This is a genomic window from Lysobacter sp. A421 (assembly GCF_054052145.1).
In genome coordinates, this window is record NZ_JBSVRL010000001.1 from 424,034 (window position 1) to 442,419 (window position 18,386).

The window sequence follows — 18,386 nt, forward strand, 5'->3', positions numbered from 1 at the left end:
TGGACCCGTGCCTGGCAATCCTTCCAACCCGGTCCCGACGCCCACAAGCGACGACCCGCCGCCGTTGCTGCCCGAGCGTCCACTGCCGATGGATTGCTGTGACAGTGGCTGCGAGCGTTGTGTGTCCGATATCTACGCCGACGAAATGGATCACTACCAGGTCCTTCTTGCGGCTTGGCGCGCCCGCAACCCCGGACGTGATCCGGATGCCGGCTGAGCCACCAGGGCCTGCGCGTATCGCTCATGGCTCCGGAGGCGTGGCATCCTATTCAGCCATTCAATTTGAGCCCGGGCTGCCTTGGACCTGAATTCCATCATCACCGTGATCGACCTGATCGGCACGTTCGCGTTTGCCATCAGCGGTGCGACCCTCGGGGTACGCAACCGGCTGGACCTGTTTGGCGTACTGGTGCTGTCGTTCGCAGCGGCAGCCGCGGGCGGCATCACCCGTGACCTGATGATTGGTGCGACACCACCGGTCGCATTGACGAACTGGCATTACCTGGCGGTGAGTTGCCTGGCGGGTGTCGTCACTTTCTATCGTTATGCCGATATAGAACGGTTGCACAATCCGGTGCGGTTGTTCGACGCAGCCGGACTGGCGCTGTTTGCGGTGATCGGCACGATCAAGGCGTTGGATCACGGGCTGGGGCCGGTGGGCGCGGTGCTGTTGGGAATGCTCAGTGGCATCGGCGGGGGCATCTTGCGGGACGTGCTGGTGGCGCGCACGCCGGTGGTATTCCAATCCGATTTGTATGCGGTTGCCGCAATGATTGGCGCGATCGTGATTGTCGTCGGGGATTTCTTCGACCTGCCGCTGGTACCGGTGATGATCGTGTCCGCGGTGCTGTGCTTTGGGCTGCGCTACATGGCGATCCGCTACGACTGGCATCTGCCGGTAGCCCCGCAACGGGAACAATGATCCATGCAACTGCTATGTTTCGATTGGGGGCACGCTGGCGCGACGCACGCTGGGACGACGAAGGGTACGAAACGATGACGACGATGAATGCGCGGTTCCCGGCTTGGTGGCGATATCTCCCCGCCGCAGCGCTTCTGGTCGTGCTGTCTGGCTGTGCAACGGTTTCGCTGGGGTCCAAGGCGGGATACCCGGAGTACATGGCCGAGGCGGATGCTGCCGTTCGCGACGACTTGCCTGAACAGGCATTGCAGGCCTACCGACAGGCGGCTTTGGCCGACCCGGCGCGCAAGCAACCGTGGCAGCAGATTGCGCTGCTCCAGGCCCAGGCTGGGCAGCCCGAGGCGGCGCTGGTGGCCTGCCAGGAAGTGCTGCGCCGCGACCCGGCGGACCAGCAGGCCGGCGAGCTGTTCATCGACAGCGGTCTGGACATAGCGCAAGAGACCTTGCGCCGATTGCGCGCCACTGACGCCGCGCAGGTCGAGCCGCGGCGCAAACCGGCGGAAGCACTGCTGGCCCAGATAATCGAGGTGTTTGGCGAGCAGGCGATTCCCGCCGGGATACTCGACCAACATGCAAAAAAGGCGATAGAGGCGTACAGGAGCCGGTTGCCCCGACGCTCCGTCCCGCTTCCTGGTGAGCCGCTTCCCGAGCAGCCGGTTGCCGACCCGCTGGACGTGCTGGGAGTAAAATGAACCGTCCGGCACCGCCGCCCGCCGGTATGATGGCCGCATGTCAAAACTGCTGCTCAATCTGCGCCTGGTACTGGACGACGAGATCGAGGACGTGCGGGCGATGCTCGATGAGGCACGGATCGAGTACTACGAGACGCAGCCCAGTCGCTGGGGGATCTCGCATGGCGGTATATGGCTGAGTCAGGACGACGACCTGCCCAGGGCCAAGCGGCTGATGGCGGAGTATCAGGCCAAGCGGCAGGCGAACGCGCGCGCCGAACATGAAGCTGCCCAGCGTGACGGCACCGCCCAGACGTTCAAGGACGTGCTGCGCGAAGAGCCCGGCCGGGTGCTGTTGGCGGTCGTCGCTACTATCGTGTTGCTCGGGCTGGTGGCGCTACCGGCGATCCTGTTGCGCGGATAGCGCCTCGGCGGCGGGCTGCGGCGTTGCAGTCGCTTTCCAGCGTGGGTCGAACCACGGCAGCATCAGCTGGATCAACGGCCCGATTACCAGCATGTAGGCCACCGTGCCGATGCCAAACGTGCCGCCAAGCAGGAAGCCCGATACCAGCACGCTGCCTTCGATGATGGTGCGCACCAGGCGCACGGATCGGCCGGTCCGTCGTACCAGTCCGGTCATCAACCCGTCGCGCGGGCCGGGACCGAAGTGCGCCCCCAGGTAGGCGGCCGTCGCTGCGCCATTGAGCACGATGCCGCCGATCAGCAACGCCGTGCGCGATGCAAGCGAGGCTTCGAGCAGCCGGTCGCCAATCAGAGCATTGACGGCGTCGAACACCAGCCCGATCACGACCGCGTTGCACAGGGTGCCGACGCCCGGCATTTGGCGGATGGGGATCCACATCAACAACGTCGCGAAGCTGACCGCAATCGTTACCCGGCCCATCGGCCAGTCGCCCTGCAACGCGATGCCCTGGTGCAGCACGTCCCATGGCATCAGTCCAAGGTCGGACTGGAGCATCATCACCATCGACACCCCGTAGGCGAGCAACCCCAGGAACAACTGCAGTACGCGACGCGGCATTGGATGACCGAAAGACGACAAGGCCGTCGATTCTAGAGTGTCGCGGCCAACGCCGGGCGTGCATGAGTGGAACGCAGAGGTGAACCGGCTACCATCAAGACTTGCCCCTTGAGAGAATTCCGATGACGATTTCCATGCACGCAGCCTCCGTTCCCGTGTTCAAGCAGATGCTCGGCAGTCTTGCCGCGATCCTGGAGAAGGCCGAAGCCCACGCGTCCCAGCGCAAGATCGACCCGGCCGTGCTGCTGCAGGCACGCTTGTTTCCCGACATGCTGCCGCTGGTGCGCCAGGTGCAGATTGCCTGCGACTTCGCCAAGGGAGTCACCGCGCGGTTGGCCGGCGCCGAGGTGCCGGTCTATGACGACAACGAGCAAAGCATCGACCAGCTGCGGGCCTTGCTCGAGCGCACCATCGTTTTTGTCGACAGTTTTGATGCCGCGCGCTTTGACGGCAGTGAGACCCGCGAGATAGTGACCCGCCCCGGTACTGCGAAGGAGCGTCGCTTCAGTGGCCAGGACTATCTGTTGACCTATGGCCTGCCGCAGTTTTTCTTCCACGTGACCACGGCTTACGCGCTGCTGCGTCACAACGGACTGGAGATTGGCAAGCGCGATTACATGGGCGCGTACTGAGCCGCGGTCAGAAGCGATCGGTGACCGGCTGGTAGCGCCACTGGCCCACCGGCATCTTGTTCAGGCCGATCCGCCCGATCCGCAAACGGCGGGTCGCCACCACCTCAAGGCCGACCTGCGCGCACATGTCCCGCAGCTGCCCGGGGCGCACGTCCTTGATGGCGAAGCGCAGGCGGATCTCGTTCTGCCAGCTGACCTTGCATGGCCCCAGCACGCGTCCCTGGTAGCTCAGCCCACGCGCCAGGCGGCTCAGGGTGTACGGGCCGGCCTGGCCGCTGATCTCGACCAGGAACTCCTGCTCGAGCTTCGCGCCGTCTTCCTTCAGCCGTCGCAGGACGCGTGGATCCTGGCTCAGCACCACCAGGCCGCTGGCGTCGCTGTCCAGCGGCATCGATGGCGTCAGGTGCGAGAAATGACGCTGCAATACGCGGATGCCGCGACGGTGGTCACCCTCGACACGGCTGGACTCGATGATCAATGGGGCGCTGTCTTCAAACGCAACGCCCGCCGGCTTGTGCAGCAGCATCGTCGCCGGTTCGGCGGCTTCAAGTTGTGCGTCGGGATCCACTTCCACGCATTGCCCGGCCACCATGAACTGCGGCGACTCGACCACCTCGCCGTCCACCCGGACCCAACCCCCGGCAATGTACTGCTCGGCTTGCGCGCGTGAACATGCCGCCAACCCCGAGACCCGGCGCGACAAACGCTCGGATGACGGCGGGGCATCGTCCTGGGATGGGTCAGACATCGATGGAACCTGCATTCGGGCGGGCCAGTGTAGACGGGCCAGCGTAGATCCGCCGGCCCGGAATGACCGGGTTACGCCTCGGGCTCGGGTCGATAGGTTTTGCAGAAAACCTACATCGGCTCGGCATAGGGGGCGTCGGCCAACTCCTCACCGTCCGATTGGCCAGCGTCCTGTTGGGCAGCGGGGCGGGCTTGGCGCTCCGGTGCGGCCAGCTTGCCCAGGGAACTGGCCAGCAGCCGCTGCAGCTTGCCGGTCGCCCCGGTGATGGCCGCACGCATGGTATCGGCCTGGTGGGTGACGGCCATCGGCTGGCGGCCTTCCAGTCGCGCCTCCATCATGCATTGCTTGTCGGCGCTGCCGCCCTTGGCTGCATTGAGGTCGCTCAGGTGGACTTCGACCCGCGTGACCTGGGTGCTGAACCGGCCCAAGGCGTCGGTAACGACCCCTTCGACGTGGGCGGCGAGGGCATCATCGCCCTGGATGTTGTGGTCGGTATTGAGCTGGATCTTCATTCAGTCGTCTCCGGTGGGTTGGCGATGTCGTGCGCGTTGATACAAACGTGCAGGGCTGTGGACACGTTAGCGAGGGCAACATTTACAGGGTGAGAAGAAGTCGGAGCTCGCTTGCGGCGTGGTCGCGGTTAAAATTGGCGGATGATCCTGAATGTCGCCGCCTATCATTTCACCGCCGTTGACCAGCCCGACACCCTGGTCGACGAGCTGCGTACCCGCGCCGAGGACGGCAACCTGCGCGGCACGGTGCTGGTCGCGCCCGAGGGGATCAACCTGTTCCTGGCCGGCGCGGAGGCCTCGGTGCAGGTCTTTCTGGCGAAGCTGCGCGAAGATCCGCGTTTCGCGGACATGGTCGTGAAGTCCAGCCACAGCCACGCGCAGCCATTTGCGCGGCTGAAGGTCAAGCGCAAGGCGGAGATCATCAGCTTCCGTCGCGACAATGCCTCACCGTTGGCGGCCGGCCGCGCGCCGGTGGTGGCGCCGTCAGACCTCGCGCGCTGGATCGAGCAGGGCACCGACGATGCCGGCAAGCGGCTGGTGTTGCTGGATACCCGCAACCGCGAAGAGGTGGGTTACGGGACATTTGCCGGCGCAGTAACGCTGCCGATCGACAACTTCACCCAGTTGCCCCAAGCCCTTGAGCCACACCGCGACGGGTTGAGCGACGCCACCGTGGTCAGCTTCTGCACCGGAGGTATCCGTTGCGAGAAGGCCGCGCTGTGGCTGCGCGCCGACGGCATGGACAACCTGTTGCAGCTCGATGGCGGCATCCTGGGCTACTTCGAGCAGGTGGGCGGGGCGGGCTACGACGGCCATTGCTTCGTGTTCGATGAGCGGGTCGCGCTGGATCCGGCGTTGCAGCCGCTGGTCGAACCGGGGCACGCCGGGTAGGGAGTCATCGTCATTCCCGCGAAGGCGGGAATCCATGGACTTCAAACCGGTGATCTGACCGGGTTGGTTTGGCCCGGCCCGGCCGATTACATGCGATGCAAGCCGGTCGAGTTGGCGAGCGGGCAGTGGCGAGGTTGACCTTCCCATGGTGGGAAGCTGCAGAATAGTCCGCAAGCCAAGCTTCGGAGTCCGCATGTCACCCCCTGCGATCGATATGAATAACCCGCGCACCGTGCGCTTCGACGTCCTCGGGATGTCATGTGCGTCCTGCGTGGGCCGGGTCGAGAAAGCGCTGGCGAAGGTGCCGGGCGTGCAGGCGGCCAGCGTTAATCTGGCCACCGAAAGCGTGGAAATCCGGGCCGGGGACGACGTTCCGGTCACGACTCTGGTCGAAGCAGTACGCACCGCCGGTTACGAAGTCGCGGGCGAATCGGTCGATCTGGCGATCGAAGGCATGACCTGCGCGTCGTGCGCCGGCCGCGTCGAGAAGGCACTCGCGGCAGCGCCCGGCGTGCTGGAGGCCAACGTCAATCTGGCGACCGAGCGTGCCACCGTGCGTACGGTGGGCGGCCCCGATCCGGCCGTGTTGATCGCCGCGGTCACCCGGGCCGGCTACGCCGCGACGTTGCCGCAGGACGGGTCGACAGGCGACACCGCTACTTCGGCATCGGGCGGGACGGCGGCCGCAAACCCGCGTCGCTCGCGCGAGCTGCGCCACCTCATCATCGCGATCGTGCTGTCGGCGCCGTTGATGTTGCCGATGCTGGCGATGCCGTTCGGCCGCGACTGGATGCTGCCGGGCTGGTGGCAGTTCGCGCTGGCGACGCCGGTCCAGTTCTGGCTCGGCGCGCGCTTCTACCGCGCCAGTTGGGGCGCGCTGAAGGCACGGACCGGCAACATGGACCTGCTGGTCGCGCTCGGTACCAGCGCGGGCTACGGCCTGAGCGTGTTCCATCTGTTTGCCGACGCGGGCGGCAGCGGCCATCTGTATTTCGAGGCCTCGGCGGTGGTGATCACCCTGGTCCTGCTGGGCAAGTGGTTGGAGGCGCGGGCCAAGCGCCAGACCACCGAGGCGATCCGTGCGTTGCAGGCGCTGCGCCCGGCCACCGCGCGGGTGCTGCGCGACGGTGTGGAGCATCAGCTACCGCTGGCCGAGGTCGTCGTCGGCGATGAGGTCAGCGTGTTGCCGGGCGAGCGCATCCCGGTCGATGCCGAGATCCTCGAAGGCCGCAGCCACGCCGACGAGTCGTTGATCACCGGCGAGTCGTTGCCGGTGGCCAAGCAACCCGGTGAACGGGTGACCGGTGGTGCGATGAACGGCGAGGGCCGGCTGCGGCTGCGCACGCTCGCGGTCGGCGCGGAGACCGCGTTGGCCCGGATCATCCGGCTGGTCGAGGACGCGCAGGCGAAGAAGGCGCCGATCCAGCGCATGGTCGACAAGGTCAGCGCGGTGTTCGTGCCCGTAGTGGTCGGTGTTGCCGTGCTGACGTTGCTGGGCTGGGGCGTAGTGGGCGGTGACTGGAACGTGGCGATCCTCAATGCGGTCGCGGTGCTGGTGATCGCCTGTCCGTGCGCGCTCGGCCTGGCCACGCCGACCGCGATCATGGCCGGTACCGGCGTCGCCGCCCGCGCCGGCATCCTGATCAAGGATGCCGAAGTGTTGGAAACCGCGCGCGCGTTGCAGGTGATCGCCTTCGACAAAACCGGCACCCTGACCGAAGGCCGACCGACCCTGGCTGAATATCTCGCGGTCGATGGCGACCACGCCGCACTGCTGCGACTGGCAGGCGCGCTGCAGTCGGGCAGCGAACATCCGCTGGCGAACGCGGTGGTGGAGGCCGCGCAGCCGGCCGGCTTCCCGCAGGCGAGCGGGGTGAGGGCGTTGGCCGGGCGCGGACTGGAGGGCGATGTTGAAGGCCGCGACCTGCTGCTTGGCAGTTCCCGGCTGATGCAGGAGTCCAGCGTGGATCTCGGTGCCTTGCAGGCGCGCGGCGATGAGTTGGCGACACACGGCCACAGCGTGTCGTGGCTGGCCGAGCGGCATGTGGGTGAGGTTCGCCTGCTCGGGCTGCTCGCGTTCCGCGATGAGCCGCGGCCGCAGGCACGTGCCGCGATCGCTACCCTGCATCGGCTTGGCCTGCGCACGGCGATGATTTCCGGCGACAACCGTGGCGCGGCCCAGGCCGTCGCCGATGCGCTTGGCATCGATGACGTGCGTGCCAACGTGCTGCCTGGCGACAAGGCCGAGGCGGTGCTGGAGCTGCGCTCGCATGGCCCGGTGGCGATGGTCGGCGATGGCATCAACGACGCTCCGGCGTTGTCGGCGGCCGATGTCGGTATCGCGATGGGCGGCGGCAGCGATGTCGCCATGCACGCGGCCGGGATCACCCTGATGCGCTCCGACCCGCGGCTGGTCGCCGACGCGATCGCGGTCTCGCGCCGCACCAGTGCGAAGATCCGGCAGAACCTGTTCTGGGCCTTCATCTACAACGTGGTCGGGATTCCGTTGGCGGCGGCGGGCCTGCTCGACCCGGTGGTGGCCGGCGCGGCAATGGCATTGTCGAGTGTCAGCGTGGTGGGCAATACCCTGCTGCTGCGACGCTGGAAGCCGCAGTCGGCGGTTGCGCTGCAGGAGCAGGATTGACATGACCAAGCCCGAACTGGCCGAAGCCCTCGCCGACGGCCTGCACAACATCGGACAGGCCGCCGCACTCAGTGGCGTGTCGGCGAAGATGATCCGCCACTACGAAGCGATCGGCCTGACACCTCCGGCAGCGCGCACCCAGGCCGGCTACCGGATCTACGACGAAACCGCGCTGCACCGTTTGCGCTTCATCCATCGTTCCCGCTCGCTGGGATTTCCGATCAAGCAGATCGAAAGCCTGCTCGCGCTATGGGACGACCGCGCGCGCGCCAGTGGCGAGGTGAAGCAACTCGCGCTGGCGCACGCCGCCGAGCTGGCGAAGAAGGTCGAGCAGATGCAGGCCATGCAGCGCACGCTGGAACAATTGGCCCACCGCTGCCACGGCGATGACCGGCCGGACTGCCCGATCCTGGATGACCTGGCGGGTGACGCGTGAATCAGGCTGTGCAGGCGCTCGTATCTCTGCCTGTTCGCGGCTGAAGCCGCTCCTACATTGGAGCGGCGGGCGTTTACAGTGGAGCGGCGGGGGTTGGATGGGGTTGGTTCGCACGTAGCCACTCCACGGCGCCCAGACCGGCGCGGCGGCCGCTGGCGAAGCAGGCGGTCAGCAGGTAGCCGCCGGTGGGGGCTTCCCAGTCCAGCATCTCGCCGGCGCAGAAAACGCCAGGCAGTCGGGCGAGCATCAGGGCCTCGTCCATCGCTTCCAGCCGCACGCCGCCGGCGCTGCTGATGACCTCGGCGATGGGCCGCGCACGGCGCAAGGTCAGGTGCAGTCGTTTGATCGTCCGCGCCAGCAAGGCGTCGTCGCCGATGCGCTCCTTTCCCAATACCTCGTACAGCAATGCCACCTTGACACCAGCGAGCCTGGTCTGACGGCGCAGGTGGTCGCTGACGCTGCGGCCGTTGCGTGGCTTGCCAAGTTCGTTCTGCAGCCGTTCCAGCGTGCGGCCGGGGGCCAGGTCGAGTGTCAGCGTGGCCTCGCTGTCGCGCGCGATCGCCTCGCGCAGTTGTGCGGACAGGGCGTACACCAGGCTGCCTTCAATCCCCGGTTCAGTAACCACGCATTCGCCCTGCAGCGCGTGCTCGCCATCGGCTTCGCGCCAATGGGCGACGACCGGCTTCAACGGCGCGCCCGCATGACGGCTGGAAAAGTGTCCGCTCCAGTCGATGTCGAATCCGCAGTTGGCCGGTGCCAGCGGCGCGACATCCACGCCGCGATCGAGCAGCCAGGGTTGCCAAGCACCATCCGAGCCCAGCTGCGGCCAGCTGCCGCCACCCAGTGCCAGCAGCGTCGCCGATGCGTGGATCTGGCGCTCACCGTCCGCGGCCTGGAAACGCAGCGCGCCGTCTTCGGTCCATCCCAGCCAGCGGTGGTGCACATGGAAGCGCACGCCGTCCTCGCGCAGCCGTCGCACCCAGCCGCGCAGCAGTGGCGCCGCCTTGCGGTCAAGTGGAAATACACGCCCCGAGCTGCCGACGTAGGTCTCCACGCCCAGACCGCGCGCCCAGTTGCGCACGGCGTCGGCGTCGAAGTCGTCCAGCCAGTTGGCCACCGTGCCACGGCGCTCGCGATACCGCGCGTCAAAGCCCGGGCGCGGCTCCCCGTGGGTCAGGTTGAGTCCGCCCTTGCCGGCGATCAGGAACTTGCGCCCGACCGAACCCTTGGCCTCGAACAGGTCGACCTCGATGCCGGCCGCACGGGCGACCTCGGCCGCCATCAGGCCGGCGGGACCGCCGCCAATGATGGCCAGGCCGGGCAGGGCAGTTTGTTGGGACATGCTCACGTCGGTGAAGTGCTCGCGCGGGGACAAGGTGCGCAGTGAAAAGTGTCGGGGGATCCAGTGTGATGCCCGGCCCGCATTATGCCGTGTCCGGCAGAGGCTGCCGGGCAGCGCATCGCTGCGGTATCGTCGGCGTTTCGCATCGAACGGGAGCAGGGGCAGCATGCAGATCGAGACCAACCCACGCCGGGGACTGGCGGTTGCGGTGATGTTTGCGGTGGCCGTGGCCATGCCTGCTGGCGCATACGCACAAGCGACGACCGGGTCGCACGTGGGCGAAGCGACGTCGGTGATCAACTCGAGCGCGGCGTTGCCCGCGCAGTTGCAGGACTTCGACGCGTATATCGAGGACGTGCGCCAACAGTTCGACGTGCCAGCGATGGCAGTGGCCATCGTGAAAGACGGCAAGGTCGTGCTGGAGCGCGGTTACGGCATGCGCCAACTGGATGGCACGCGGCCGGTGGACGAGCACACGATGTTCGCGATCGCCTCCAATACCAAGGCGTTCACCGCCGCCTCGCTGTCGATGCTGGCCGACGAGGGCAAGCTCGACATGAACGACCGGGTGATCGAGCACCTGCCCTGGTTCCGGATGTCCGACGCGTACGTGACCAGCGAGATGCGGATCCGCGACCTGCTCGCGCACCGCAGCGGACTGGGTCTGGGGGCCGGCGACCTGCTGTACTGGCCGGGCACCGATTACAGCACCGAGGAGGTCGCGCGCCGGCTCAAGGATGTGCCGCTGAGTGCCAGCTTCCGCGCCCAATATGCCTACGACAACATCCTGTTCGGGGTTGCCCAACTGGTGGTCGAGGCGGCCAGCGGACAAACCTACAAGGACTTCCTGCAAGCGCGCATCTTCAAGCCGCTGGGCATGGGTGAGACGCGTTTCAACAGTGACTATTTGAAGCCCGGTGACAACGTCGCCACGGGCTACTCGAAGGCGGACTTCACGACGCTGGTGGAAGCGCCAAAGCTGTCGTGGGGCAATGTTTCCGGAGCCGGCGGCCTGTACTCCAGCGTCCACGATCTGACCAAGTGGGTGCAGGTGCAGCTCGACCAGGGTGTGATCGCACCGGCCGATGGCGCCGGCCAGGACGGCCAGGAGCCTGCGCGGCTGTTCAGCGAGAAGCGCCAGCAGGAAATGTGGTCGGTGCTCACTCCGATCCGGGTCCGCGAGCCTTCGGTTCCCGAACTGGCCGCCGCCACGCCCAACTTCATGGGCTATGGCGAGGGCTGGTCGTTGTCCGACTATCGCGGCGAGAAGCTGGCATGGCACACCGGCGGCTGGCCGGGGTATGTCTCGCGCATCACCATGGTCCCCGAACAGGAGCTGGGCATCATCGTGTTGACCAGCGCCGAGGCCGGCGGCGCGTTCCAGGCGGTGACCATGCGCGCACTGGATGCCTATCTGGACGCGCCGAAAACCGACTGGACGGCGGCCTACGTCGCCGCCCAGGGCAGCTCGCAGGACAAGGCCGCCAAGGACTGGCAAGCCCACCTGGATGCGCGTGACGCGGGGTCCAAACCCTCTTTGCCATTGGCGGACTATGCCGATACCTACCGCGACCCCTGGTACGGCGACGTGGTGATCAGCCATGACGACGGCAAACTGCGGATCCGCTTCACCCATACCGCCGCGTTGGTCGGCAGCCTGGAGCCGTGGCAGAACGACACCTTCGTGGTGCGTTGGGACCAGCGCTGGTTGAATGCCGATGCCTTCCTGAGCTTCGCGCTGGATCCCGATGGGAAAATCCGCGAGGCGCGGATGGAAGCGATTTCACCGGCGACCGATTTCAGCTTCGATTTCCACCATCTGCGACTGGCACCGGTGGAGAAGGACAAGCTGTCACCGGGTTAAGGAAGGCCTGAACAACTCGATTTTTGCTCGTTCCGACGCACAGAAACAGTTTTCACGCCGGTTGTAGGAGGCCGTTACCTTTGCCGTTTCCCGGCTCCTCGAACACCACGACGTGTTCCAGATCCAGCCGGATCCCGATGCTCTGGCCGATGGCGTGGTCGTGGTGCGAGGGCACCAGTGCCTGCACCAGGCCGCCGCCGTCGAGTTGCAGGGTGTAGAGGAAGTCCGCGCCGCGGAAATGGCGGCGCACGATCCGTGCCTGCAACGGGGCGTCGTCGTCATGGATGACGTCGTCGGGGCGCAGCAGCATGTCCACGGCGGTGCCGGGCGGGTCGAGCAGTTGGTGGTCGGCGGCGAGCACGCCGAATGCGGTGCCCACATGACCGTCGTCGACCACCCGTGCGGGCAGCAGCACGCCCTCGCCAACGAAGCCGGCGACGAAGCGGTTGGCCGGGCGGTGGTAGAGGTCGTAGGCGCTGGTCCATTGCTGCAGCCGGCCATGGCCGATCACGCCGACCCGGTCGGCCATCGCGAACGCCTCGGCCTGCGAGTGGGTGACCAGCAGGGCGCCGATACCGGTGGCTTTCAGAGCCTCGCGCACTTGCAGGGCCAGGCGCTCGCGCAGGTCGGGATCGAGACTGGAAAACGGTTCGTCCAGCAACACCAGCCGGGGTTGCGGGGCGAGGGCGCGGGCGACGGCAACACGTTGTTGCTGACCGCCCGACAATTGGTGCGGCTGGCGTTTGGCGGTGTCGGCCAGACCCACCAGATCGAGCATCTCGCGGGCGCGTGTGATCGCCTTGGCACGGGGCCAGCGGAACAGCCCGAACCGCACGTTGTCGAGCACGCTCAGGTGCGGCAGCAGGGCGTGATCCTGGAACACCATGCCGATCTGGCGCTGCTCCGGTGGTAGTCGCACGCCGTCGCCGACCAGCAGTTGACCATCGGCGCGGATGCGGCCCCGCATCAGTGGCTCGAAGCCGGCCACCGCACGCAACAACGTGGTCTTGCCAGCACCCGACGGGCCGAGCAGGCAGCCGATCTCGCCGTCGGTCAGGGTCAGGCTGGCGCCTTCCAGAACGATGCGGCCGTCGTAACCGACCGCGGCGTCCTCGATATCAAGTTGCATGGCGGCCTCGTCGGGTCAGTGCGATCACCGGGATCAGGCCGGCCAGCGCGATCGCCAGTGAGGGCAGGGCAGCGCGCGCGTACTCGCCTTCGTTGGTCAGCTCGAACACGCGCGTGGCCAGGGTGTCCCAGCCGAACGGTCGCATCATCAGCGTAATTGGCATTTCCTTCATCGTATCCACGAATACCAGCAGGGCGGCGGTGGCGAAACTGCCGCGCAACAACGGCCAGTGCACCTGCTGCAGCTGACGCGCGCCGGTCACGCCGAGGCTGCGGCTGGCTTCCAGCAGTTGCGGGCGGATCCGCAGCAGGCCGCCGGCTACCGGAGTGTGGGCCACGGCCAGGAAGCGGATGCCATAGGCGACCAGCAACAGCAGCAGGCCGCCCTCCAGCGGGACATCCCAGCCGCGGGTTTCCATCAGCCAGGTCGAAAATTGCGCGACCGGCACGTACAGACCAATGGCCAACAACGCTCCCGGCAAGCCGTAACCGAGGGTGGTGATGCGGGTGATGGCGGTGGCGAGCAGGCCGGGTTGCTCGCGTGCCGCCAGTGCGATCACGAACGCGGCGGCGGTGGTCAGCGCGGCGGCCATCGCCGACAACGACAGCGCATTGCGCAGGCTGGCGAGGTAACGCAGGTCGAGGTCGGCCAGATGGGCCATGCCATCCCAGGCCAGTTGCGACAACGGCAATACCAATGCCGCGAACAGCACCGCCACGCAGCCGCCAGTCGCCCACCAACCGCGGCGGCCCAGCGGAATCCGGGTGGCCTCGGCCAGACCGACGCGGGCGAACGATTGGCGCTTGCGCGACGCAGCCTCCAGACCGACCAGCACCAGCACGCCGATCAGCAGCACGGCCGCGATCTGCAGCGCGGTGTCGGTGGAGAACAACGCGAACCACGCCTTGTAGATCGCGGTGGTGAAGGTCTCGTAGTTGAACGCGGAGACGGCGCCAAAGTCGGCAAGCGTCTCCATCAGCACCAGCAAGGTGCCGCCAGCGATCCACGGCCGGGCCATTGGCAGGCTGGCGTGCCAGAACGCGCGCCACGGTCCCATTCCCAGTGCACGGGCGGCTTCCATCGCGCGTGCACCCTGGCTGGAGAATGCCTCGCGCGCGACCAGGTAGACGTAGGGATACAGTGCCAACGTCATCACGGCGATCAGGCCACCGCGCGAGCGGATGTCCGGCAGTTGCGCCCCGGCGAATTCACGCAGGAAAGTCGTCAGCGGCGCGCTGTAGTCGAACAGGCCAATGAAGGCCACGGCGAGCACGTAGCCCGGTACCGCCAGGGGCAGTACCAGCAGCCAGGCGAACACCCGCCGGCCGGGAAATTCGCACAAGGCGACCAGTGCCGCCAGCGCCGTGCCCAGCACCGCCGTGCCCACGCCGACGCCGAGCAACAGCCACAAGGTGTTGCCGGCCACCTGTGGCAGCACGTACTGCCACAGGTGCTGCAGGGTGTCGCCGTCGGGCCGCGCCAGTGCCGCCAGGGTGGCGGCCAGCGGGATCAGGCTCGGCAAGCTCAACGCGACCGCGAGCCAGGTCCATCCCCGCAAGCCGATCACCTGGCGGACGCGCCCGGGAGCGTGCCGACGCTGGAGCGGATCAGCGATAGCCGGCACGGTCCATGAGCTTGACGGCCTCGGCCTGCATCGCGCCGGCCTCGGAGACGTTGATCAGGTCCTGACGGTAGTCGCCCCAGGCCGCGATCAGCGGGTCGGTGGCGACGGCCGGATTGGCCGGGTACTCCAGGTTCTCGCCCGCAAACAACGCCTGGGCCTGGCCATCGGACAGCCATTCGATGAAGGCGATGGCGGCTTCGGGGTGCGGGGCGTATTTGGTGACGCCGGCGCCGGACACATTGACGTGCGTGCCGCGCTCGCCCTCGGCCTGGTTCGGCCAGAACACGGTGACAGGCAGGTCGGCGTTCTTGCGCAGCGCGCGGCCCAGGTAGTAAGTGTTGCTGATGCCCACCGCGCAGCGCCCGGCAGCAATCGCGTCGATCACCTCGTTGTCGCTGGCCATCGGCGCCGCGGCGAGGTTGGCGACCCAGCCCTTCACGACCTGCTCGGTTTTCTCCGCGCCCAGGCTCGCCATCATTGTGGCGACCAGGCTCTGGTTGTAGACCGAGTTGCTGGTGCGCAGGCACAGCTTGCCCTTCCACTTCGGATCGGCCAGGTCTTCATACGTCGACAGCGTGTCGGCCGGCGCGGTCGCGGGGTTGTGGATGATCGTGCGTGCGCGCACCGACAGGCCGAACCAGCGGTTGTCCGGATCGCGCAGGTTGGACGGGATGTTCTTTTCCAGTCGCGCCGACGTGATCGGCTGCAGCAGGTCCAGATTGGTCGCCTGCCACAGGTTGCCGGCGTCCACGGTGATGAACACATCGGCCGGGCTGCGGCTGCCTTCGGCCTTCAGGCGCTCCATCAGCGGCGGCGCCTTGTCGGTCAGGTAGGTGATCTTGACGCCGGTCTGCTCGGTGTACTGGTCGAACAGCGGCTTGAGCAATTGCTCGTTGCGCGAGGTGTAGACGACCAGCTCGTTGGCGGTGGCCTCGTTGTCCGCCGCATCGACGGAGGCGACGGAGGTTGACGACTTGTCTGCCGAGCAGGCGGCCAGGGAAACCAGGATCGCAATGGACATCGGGACCGCGGGGGACGGCAATCGCACGGGTGCACCTCAGAAGGGTTGCAAATGAGAATGGCTATTATCTACGAACGATTGCCTCCGTGCATGGGGAATCCTCTGAAAGACCCCATATGGTGAGTTCCCCCACGGTCGGTCCTGTCCATGACTCCTTACTCGCTACTCGATCTCGCGCCCGTCACCGAAGGCAGCGATATCCGCCAGGCCTTCGCCAACACGCTGGATCTGGCGCGCCAGGCGGAGCGCTTCGGCTACACCCGTTACTGGCTGGCCGAACACCACAACATGCCGGGCATCGCCAGTGCCGCCACCGCGGTACTGATCGGCTACGTCGCCGGCGGCACGACCACGATCCGCGTCGGTGCCGGCGGCATCATGCTGCCCAACCATTCGCCGCTGCAGGTGGCCGAACAATTCGGAACCCTGGCATCGCTGTATCCCGACCGGATCGACCTGGGGCTGGGGCGTGCCCCCGGTACTGACCAGGCGACCGTTCGTGCCTTGCGCCGTTACCACGAGGGTGCCGACGCGTTTCCACATGATGTCGCCGAACTGCTGGGCTACTTCCGTCCGGCGAAGCCTGGCCAGCCGGTGCGCGCCGTGCCAGGCGCCGGGGTCGAGGTGCCGGTGTGGCTGCTTGGCTCAAGCCTGTTCAGCGCGAGGCTTTCTGCGGCGATGGGACTGCCATTCGCCTTTGCATCGCACTTTGCGCCAGGTTCAATGGATGAGGCGTTGGCGCTGTATCACCGCGACTTCACCCCGTCGGCGCACTTGTCCAAGCCCCACGCCATGCTGGCCCTCAACGTCGTGGGGGCGGAGACCGATGCGGAGGCACGGCGGCTGTTCACCAGTCAGCAACAGTCGTTCGCGAAGCTTCGCCGCGGCGACATCGGCCTGGTCCCACCACCGATCGATGACATCGAGTCGTGGTGGAGTCCGCAGGAAAAGATGGGAGTGGAAAGCGCGTTGGCCTGCGCGGTGGTCGGCGATGCCGGGACGCTGAAGGAGGGGATCGCCGCCTTCATTGACCGTCATCGCCCCGATGAGTTGCTGTTGACCGCCAATATCTTCGACCATGCGGCGCGCGTGCGCTCGTTTGAGATCGCCGCCGAGGTCATGCAATCGATCTGAGCGGATGGCGACGAGATCGTGCTTGCCGGTCAGTGCTGCTTCTGCACATCCATCAACTCGACTTCAAACACCAGTGATGCGCCGGGCGGGATGGCCCCGCCGGCGCCCTTGCGCCCATAGCCATAGGCCGCCGGGATCAGCAGTACCCGCTGCCCGCCGACACGCATCCCGGCCACGCCTTCGTCCCAGCCGCGGATCACCCGGCCGGCACCAAGCAGGAAGGTGAACGGCTCGCCGCGTTCGCGCGAACTGTCGAACTGCTTTCCTTGCTGGTCGGGAGCGTCCTGGTCATACAGCCATCCGGTGTAGTGGACGTCGACGGTGTCTCCGGGAGCGGCCACCTCTCCGCTGCCCGTCTTCAGGTCGATGCGTTGCAACTCGTCCACGCTGCCACCCGCGAACGGCTGGGGCTCAGCGCACGCAGTCAACAATGCGACGATCATCATGAGGATGGCGAAGCGGGGAATCATTCGGCGCATGGGTGGGGAGACTGAAAAAGTGGAACCCGGAGCCTAGCCGATCTGCCGGGCGTGCGGTCACGACCGGGGTCGGTTTGCGACGGCGGTTAAACCGGGCGGGAAAATCGCCCATACTGCTTGGTCCTCCGAAGGCCGAACGTCAATAATGAAGACTCCCGCCGGCTTGCAGCCGTTGATCGATGAAGGTGTGATCGACGAGGTGCTGCGCCCGCTCAAGAGTGGCAAGGAAGCATCGGTCTACGTGGTCCGGTCGGGCCACGAGATCCTGTGCGCAAAGGTCTACAAGGACATGGCCCAGCGCAGTTTCCAGCAGCGTGTGCAGTACCAGGAGGGCCGCAAGGTCCGCGGCAGCCGGCAGGCGCGCGCGATCGGCAAGGCGACCAAGTTCGGCCGCAAGGAGCAGGAAGCCGCCTGGAAGAACACCGAGGTCGATGCACTGTACCGGCTGGTCGACGCCGGGGTGCGCGTCCCGCATCCGAAAGGCTATTTCAACGGCGTGCTGGTGATGGAACTGGTGACCGATGCCGACGGTCATTCGGCGGCGCGGCTGGGCGAGGTCGAGCTGGCACCGGACCAGGCGCGCGGCTTCCACCGGTATCTGGTCCGCCAGGTCGTGAAGATGCTGTGCATCGACCTGATCCACGGGGATTTGTCCGAGTACAACGTCCTGGTCGGCCCGGAAGGCCCGGTGCTGATCGATTTCCCGCAGGTGGTCAGCGCCTCGGGCAACAATGCCGCCCGCCAGATGCTGCAGCGCGACGTCAACAACCTCACCCTTTGCCTAGGCAAGATCGCTCCCGAATTGCTGTCTACCCACTACGCGGAAGAAATGTGGGCCTTGTACGAGAAAGGCAAATTGCGGCCAGACAGCGAGCTCACCGGAGAGTTTGAATTCGACGAGTCCACTGCCGACCTGGACAGCGTGCAACTGGCGATCCGCGATGCCCGCGAAGAGGCCTTGATCCGTCAGCAGGGACGCGAAGCCGCCGCCGAAGAAGACTGAGCGACGCAGCTTCGCTGGAGTGATGCCGGGCGGCGCTGCATCGCCGCTTCCGCTGCGTCTTTTTACCTGCTCTTGCGGACGCCTGCGGTTGGATCAGGTGATTGCCGCGCGTCCCTTATGCCTGGCATTGGACACGCTGCTGCACGTCCACGACACCACGACTTGAACGGCATCCGTATCCAGAAACCCGGCGAGCCAGACGCCCTGTAAATGAGTGACTGCAGGATCACTCTGTCGGTGCCGATCCAGATCAAGTGTCGCAGTGGACGCAAGCGGATCACCATGCCAACGG

At 66.5% G+C, this 18,386-nt stretch carries 19 protein-coding genes; 11 read left to right on the top strand and 8 right to left on the bottom strand.

Features of this window, described 5'->3' with window-relative positions:
- Nucleotides 1-7 precede the first annotated feature (7 nt).
- From ACW7G6_RS02000 to ACW7G6_RS02015, 4 genes are all read left to right on the top strand, one after another.
- Nucleotides 8-217 (top strand): oxidoreductase-like domain-containing protein, encoded by a 210-nt coding sequence (locus ACW7G6_RS02000; RefSeq protein ID WP_456979214.1) that lies wholly within the window; start codon nucleotides 8-10, stop codon nucleotides 215-217.
- A gap of 87 nt (nucleotides 218-304) precedes the next feature.
- The gene (locus ACW7G6_RS02005; RefSeq protein WP_456979869.1) at nucleotides 305-922 is read left to right on the top strand and encodes a trimeric intracellular cation channel family protein; all 618 of its coding nucleotides are present in this window, start codon (nucleotides 305-307) and stop codon (nucleotides 920-922) included.
- Nucleotides 923-936: 14 nt separating this feature from the next.
- Nucleotides 937-1,614, top strand: coding sequence for a hypothetical protein (locus ACW7G6_RS02010; RefSeq protein ID WP_456997449.1), 678 nt, complete (start codon nucleotides 937-939; stop codon nucleotides 1,612-1,614).
- A gap of 37 nt (nucleotides 1,615-1,651) precedes the next feature.
- Nucleotides 1,652-2,017 carry a DUF6164 family protein gene (locus tag ACW7G6_RS02015; protein ID WP_456979216.1) on the top strand — a complete coding sequence of 122 codons (366 nt, stop codon included), beginning with the start codon at nucleotides 1,652-1,654 and terminating at the stop codon, nucleotides 2,015-2,017.
- On the opposite strand, the gene yczE is transcribed toward ACW7G6_RS02015, so the two are convergent.
- The gene (gene yczE / locus ACW7G6_RS02020) at nucleotides 1,991-2,635 is read right to left on the bottom strand and encodes a membrane protein YczE (RefSeq protein WP_456997450.1); all 645 of its coding nucleotides are present in this window, start codon (nucleotides 2,633-2,635) and stop codon (nucleotides 1,991-1,993) included. The two genes, ACW7G6_RS02015 and yczE, sit on opposite strands and share 27 nt — an antisense overlap.
- A gap of 122 nt (nucleotides 2,636-2,757) precedes the next feature.
- Here yczE and ACW7G6_RS02025 point away from each other — a divergent pair, with 122 nt between their 5' ends.
- Nucleotides 2,758-3,267 (top strand): DUF1993 domain-containing protein, encoded by a 510-nt coding sequence (locus ACW7G6_RS02025; RefSeq protein WP_456979218.1) that lies wholly within the window; start codon nucleotides 2,758-2,760, stop codon nucleotides 3,265-3,267.
- Between the two features lie 7 nt (nucleotides 3,268-3,274).
- On the opposite strand, the gene ACW7G6_RS02030 is transcribed toward ACW7G6_RS02025, so the two are convergent.
- Both ACW7G6_RS02030 and ACW7G6_RS02035 read right to left on the bottom strand, forming a co-directional pair.
- The gene (locus tag ACW7G6_RS02030; protein WP_456997451.1) at nucleotides 3,275-4,015 is read right to left on the bottom strand and encodes an rRNA pseudouridine synthase; all 741 of its coding nucleotides are present in this window, start codon (nucleotides 4,013-4,015) and stop codon (nucleotides 3,275-3,277) included.
- Between the two features lie 110 nt (nucleotides 4,016-4,125).
- Nucleotides 4,126-4,527, bottom strand: a complete 402-nt coding sequence (locus ACW7G6_RS02035) for an HPF/RaiA family ribosome-associated protein (RefSeq protein ID WP_456979220.1) — start codon at nucleotides 4,525-4,527, stop codon at nucleotides 4,126-4,128.
- A gap of 141 nt (nucleotides 4,528-4,668) precedes the next feature.
- Here ACW7G6_RS02035 and ACW7G6_RS02040 point away from each other — a divergent pair, with 141 nt between their 5' ends.
- The 3 genes from ACW7G6_RS02040 to cueR all read left to right on the top strand — a co-directional run bounded on the left by ACW7G6_RS02040 (nucleotide 4,669) and on the right by cueR (nucleotide 8,498).
- On the top strand, nucleotides 4,669-5,418 hold the full coding sequence (locus ACW7G6_RS02040; protein WP_456997452.1) for a sulfurtransferase: 750 nt from the start codon (nucleotides 4,669-4,671) through the stop codon (nucleotides 5,416-5,418).
- A gap of 193 nt (nucleotides 5,419-5,611) precedes the next feature.
- Entirely contained in the window at nucleotides 5,612-8,062 is a 2,451-nt protein-coding gene (locus tag ACW7G6_RS02045; RefSeq protein ID WP_456997453.1) for a heavy metal translocating P-type ATPase, read from the top strand.
- 1 nt (nucleotide 8,063) lies between these two features.
- Complete coding sequence (gene cueR, locus ACW7G6_RS02050; protein WP_456997454.1) at nucleotides 8,064-8,498, top strand: Cu(I)-responsive transcriptional regulator; 435 nt, start codon at nucleotides 8,064-8,066, stop codon at nucleotides 8,496-8,498.
- A 73-nt stretch (nucleotides 8,499-8,571) separates the two neighbouring features.
- Here the strand turns inward: cueR and ACW7G6_RS02055 are convergent, their stop codons facing one another.
- Complete coding sequence (locus tag ACW7G6_RS02055) at nucleotides 8,572-9,840, bottom strand: TIGR03862 family flavoprotein (protein ID WP_456997455.1); 1,269 nt, start codon at nucleotides 9,838-9,840, stop codon at nucleotides 8,572-8,574.
- Nucleotides 9,841-10,006: 166 nt separating this feature from the next.
- On the opposite strand from ACW7G6_RS02055, the gene ACW7G6_RS02060 reads away from it, so the two are divergent.
- Nucleotides 10,007-11,704, top strand: a complete 1,698-nt coding sequence (locus tag ACW7G6_RS02060) for a serine hydrolase (protein ID WP_456997456.1) — start codon at nucleotides 10,007-10,009, stop codon at nucleotides 11,702-11,704.
- 52 nt (nucleotides 11,705-11,756) lie between these two features.
- On the opposite strand, the gene ACW7G6_RS02065 is transcribed toward ACW7G6_RS02060, so the two are convergent.
- Genes ACW7G6_RS02065 through ACW7G6_RS02075 form a run of 3 tightly spaced genes read right to left on the bottom strand, consistent with a single transcriptional unit; the run spans nucleotide 11,757 to nucleotide 15,478 of the window.
- On the bottom strand, nucleotides 11,757-12,833 hold the full coding sequence (locus ACW7G6_RS02065; protein ID WP_456979226.1) for an ABC transporter ATP-binding protein: 1,077 nt from the start codon (nucleotides 12,831-12,833) through the stop codon (nucleotides 11,757-11,759).
- Nucleotides 12,823-14,391 carry an ABC transporter permease gene (locus ACW7G6_RS02070; protein WP_456997457.1) on the bottom strand — a complete coding sequence of 523 codons (1,569 nt, stop codon included), beginning with the start codon at nucleotides 14,389-14,391 and terminating at the stop codon, nucleotides 12,823-12,825. The genes ACW7G6_RS02065 and ACW7G6_RS02070 overlap by 11 nt, the downstream gene beginning before the upstream one ends.
- Nucleotides 14,392-14,440: 49 nt before the next feature.
- Nucleotides 14,441-15,478 (bottom strand): extracellular solute-binding protein, encoded by a 1,038-nt coding sequence (locus tag ACW7G6_RS02075; protein WP_456979228.1) that lies wholly within the window; start codon nucleotides 15,476-15,478, stop codon nucleotides 14,441-14,443.
- A 147-nt stretch (nucleotides 15,479-15,625) separates the two neighbouring features.
- Between ACW7G6_RS02075 and ACW7G6_RS02080 the strand changes: the two genes are divergently transcribed.
- A complete protein-coding gene (locus ACW7G6_RS02080) occupies nucleotides 15,626-16,612 on the top strand; it encodes an LLM class flavin-dependent oxidoreductase (RefSeq protein WP_456979229.1) in 987 nt (328 codons plus the stop codon).
- A 29-nt stretch (nucleotides 16,613-16,641) separates the two neighbouring features.
- Here the strand turns inward: ACW7G6_RS02080 and ACW7G6_RS02085 are convergent, their stop codons facing one another.
- Nucleotides 16,642-17,091 carry an FKBP-type peptidyl-prolyl cis-trans isomerase gene (locus ACW7G6_RS02085; protein ID WP_456979230.1) on the bottom strand — a complete coding sequence of 150 codons (450 nt, stop codon included), beginning with the start codon at nucleotides 17,089-17,091 and terminating at the stop codon, nucleotides 16,642-16,644.
- Between the two features lie 145 nt (nucleotides 17,092-17,236).
- Between ACW7G6_RS02085 and ACW7G6_RS02090 the strand changes: the two genes are divergently transcribed.
- The gene (locus ACW7G6_RS02090; protein ID WP_456979231.1) at nucleotides 17,237-18,094 is read left to right on the top strand and encodes a PA4780 family RIO1-like protein kinase; all 858 of its coding nucleotides are present in this window, start codon (nucleotides 17,237-17,239) and stop codon (nucleotides 18,092-18,094) included.
- Nucleotides 18,095-18,386: the final 292 nt, after the last annotated feature.

What these genes read in the sequence shown, in the direction of transcription:
- ACW7G6_RS02010 (WP_456997449.1), top strand. Translation starts at nt 937, where the DNA reads ATGTTTCGATTGGGGGCACGCTGGCGCGACGCACGCTGGGACGACGAA.
- ACW7G6_RS02015 (WP_456979216.1), top strand. Translation starts at nt 1,652, where the DNA reads ATGTCAAAACTGCTGCTCAATCTGCGCCTGGTACTGGACGACGAGATC.
- yczE (WP_456997450.1), bottom strand. Translation starts at nt 2,635, where the DNA reads ATGCCGCGTCGCGTACTGCAGTTGTTCCTGGGGTTGCTCGCCTACGGG.
- ACW7G6_RS02025 (WP_456979218.1), top strand. Translation starts at nt 2,758, where the DNA reads ATGACGATTTCCATGCACGCAGCCTCCGTTCCCGTGTTCAAGCAGATG.
- ACW7G6_RS02030 (WP_456997451.1), bottom strand. Translation starts at nt 4,015, where the DNA reads ATGTCTGACCCATCCCAGGACGATGCCCCGCCGTCATCCGAGCGTTTG.
- ACW7G6_RS02035 (WP_456979220.1), bottom strand. Translation starts at nt 4,527, where the DNA reads ATGAAGATCCAGCTCAATACCGACCACAACATCCAGGGCGATGATGCC.
- ACW7G6_RS02040 (WP_456997452.1), top strand. Translation starts at nt 4,669, where the DNA reads ATGATCCTGAATGTCGCCGCCTATCATTTCACCGCCGTTGACCAGCCC.
- ACW7G6_RS02045 (WP_456997453.1), top strand. Translation starts at nt 5,612, where the DNA reads ATGTCACCCCCTGCGATCGATATGAATAACCCGCGCACCGTGCGCTTC.
- cueR (WP_456997454.1), top strand. Translation starts at nt 8,064, where the DNA reads ATGACCAAGCCCGAACTGGCCGAAGCCCTCGCCGACGGCCTGCACAAC.
- ACW7G6_RS02055 (WP_456997455.1), bottom strand. Translation starts at nt 9,840, where the DNA reads ATGTCCCAACAAACTGCCCTGCCCGGCCTGGCCATCATTGGCGGCGGT.
- ACW7G6_RS02060 (WP_456997456.1), top strand. Translation starts at nt 10,007, where the DNA reads ATGCAGATCGAGACCAACCCACGCCGGGGACTGGCGGTTGCGGTGATG.
- ACW7G6_RS02065 (WP_456979226.1), bottom strand. Translation starts at nt 12,833, where the DNA reads ATGCAACTTGATATCGAGGACGCCGCGGTCGGTTACGACGGCCGCATC.
- ACW7G6_RS02075 (WP_456979228.1), bottom strand. Translation starts at nt 15,478, where the DNA reads ATGTCCATTGCGATCCTGGTTTCCCTGGCCGCCTGCTCGGCAGACAAG.
- ACW7G6_RS02080 (WP_456979229.1), top strand. Translation starts at nt 15,626, where the DNA reads ATGACTCCTTACTCGCTACTCGATCTCGCGCCCGTCACCGAAGGCAGC.
- ACW7G6_RS02085 (WP_456979230.1), bottom strand. Translation starts at nt 17,091, where the DNA reads ATGCGCCGAATGATTCCCCGCTTCGCCATCCTCATGATGATCGTCGCA.
- ACW7G6_RS02090 (WP_456979231.1), top strand. Translation starts at nt 17,237, where the DNA reads ATGAAGACTCCCGCCGGCTTGCAGCCGTTGATCGATGAAGGTGTGATC.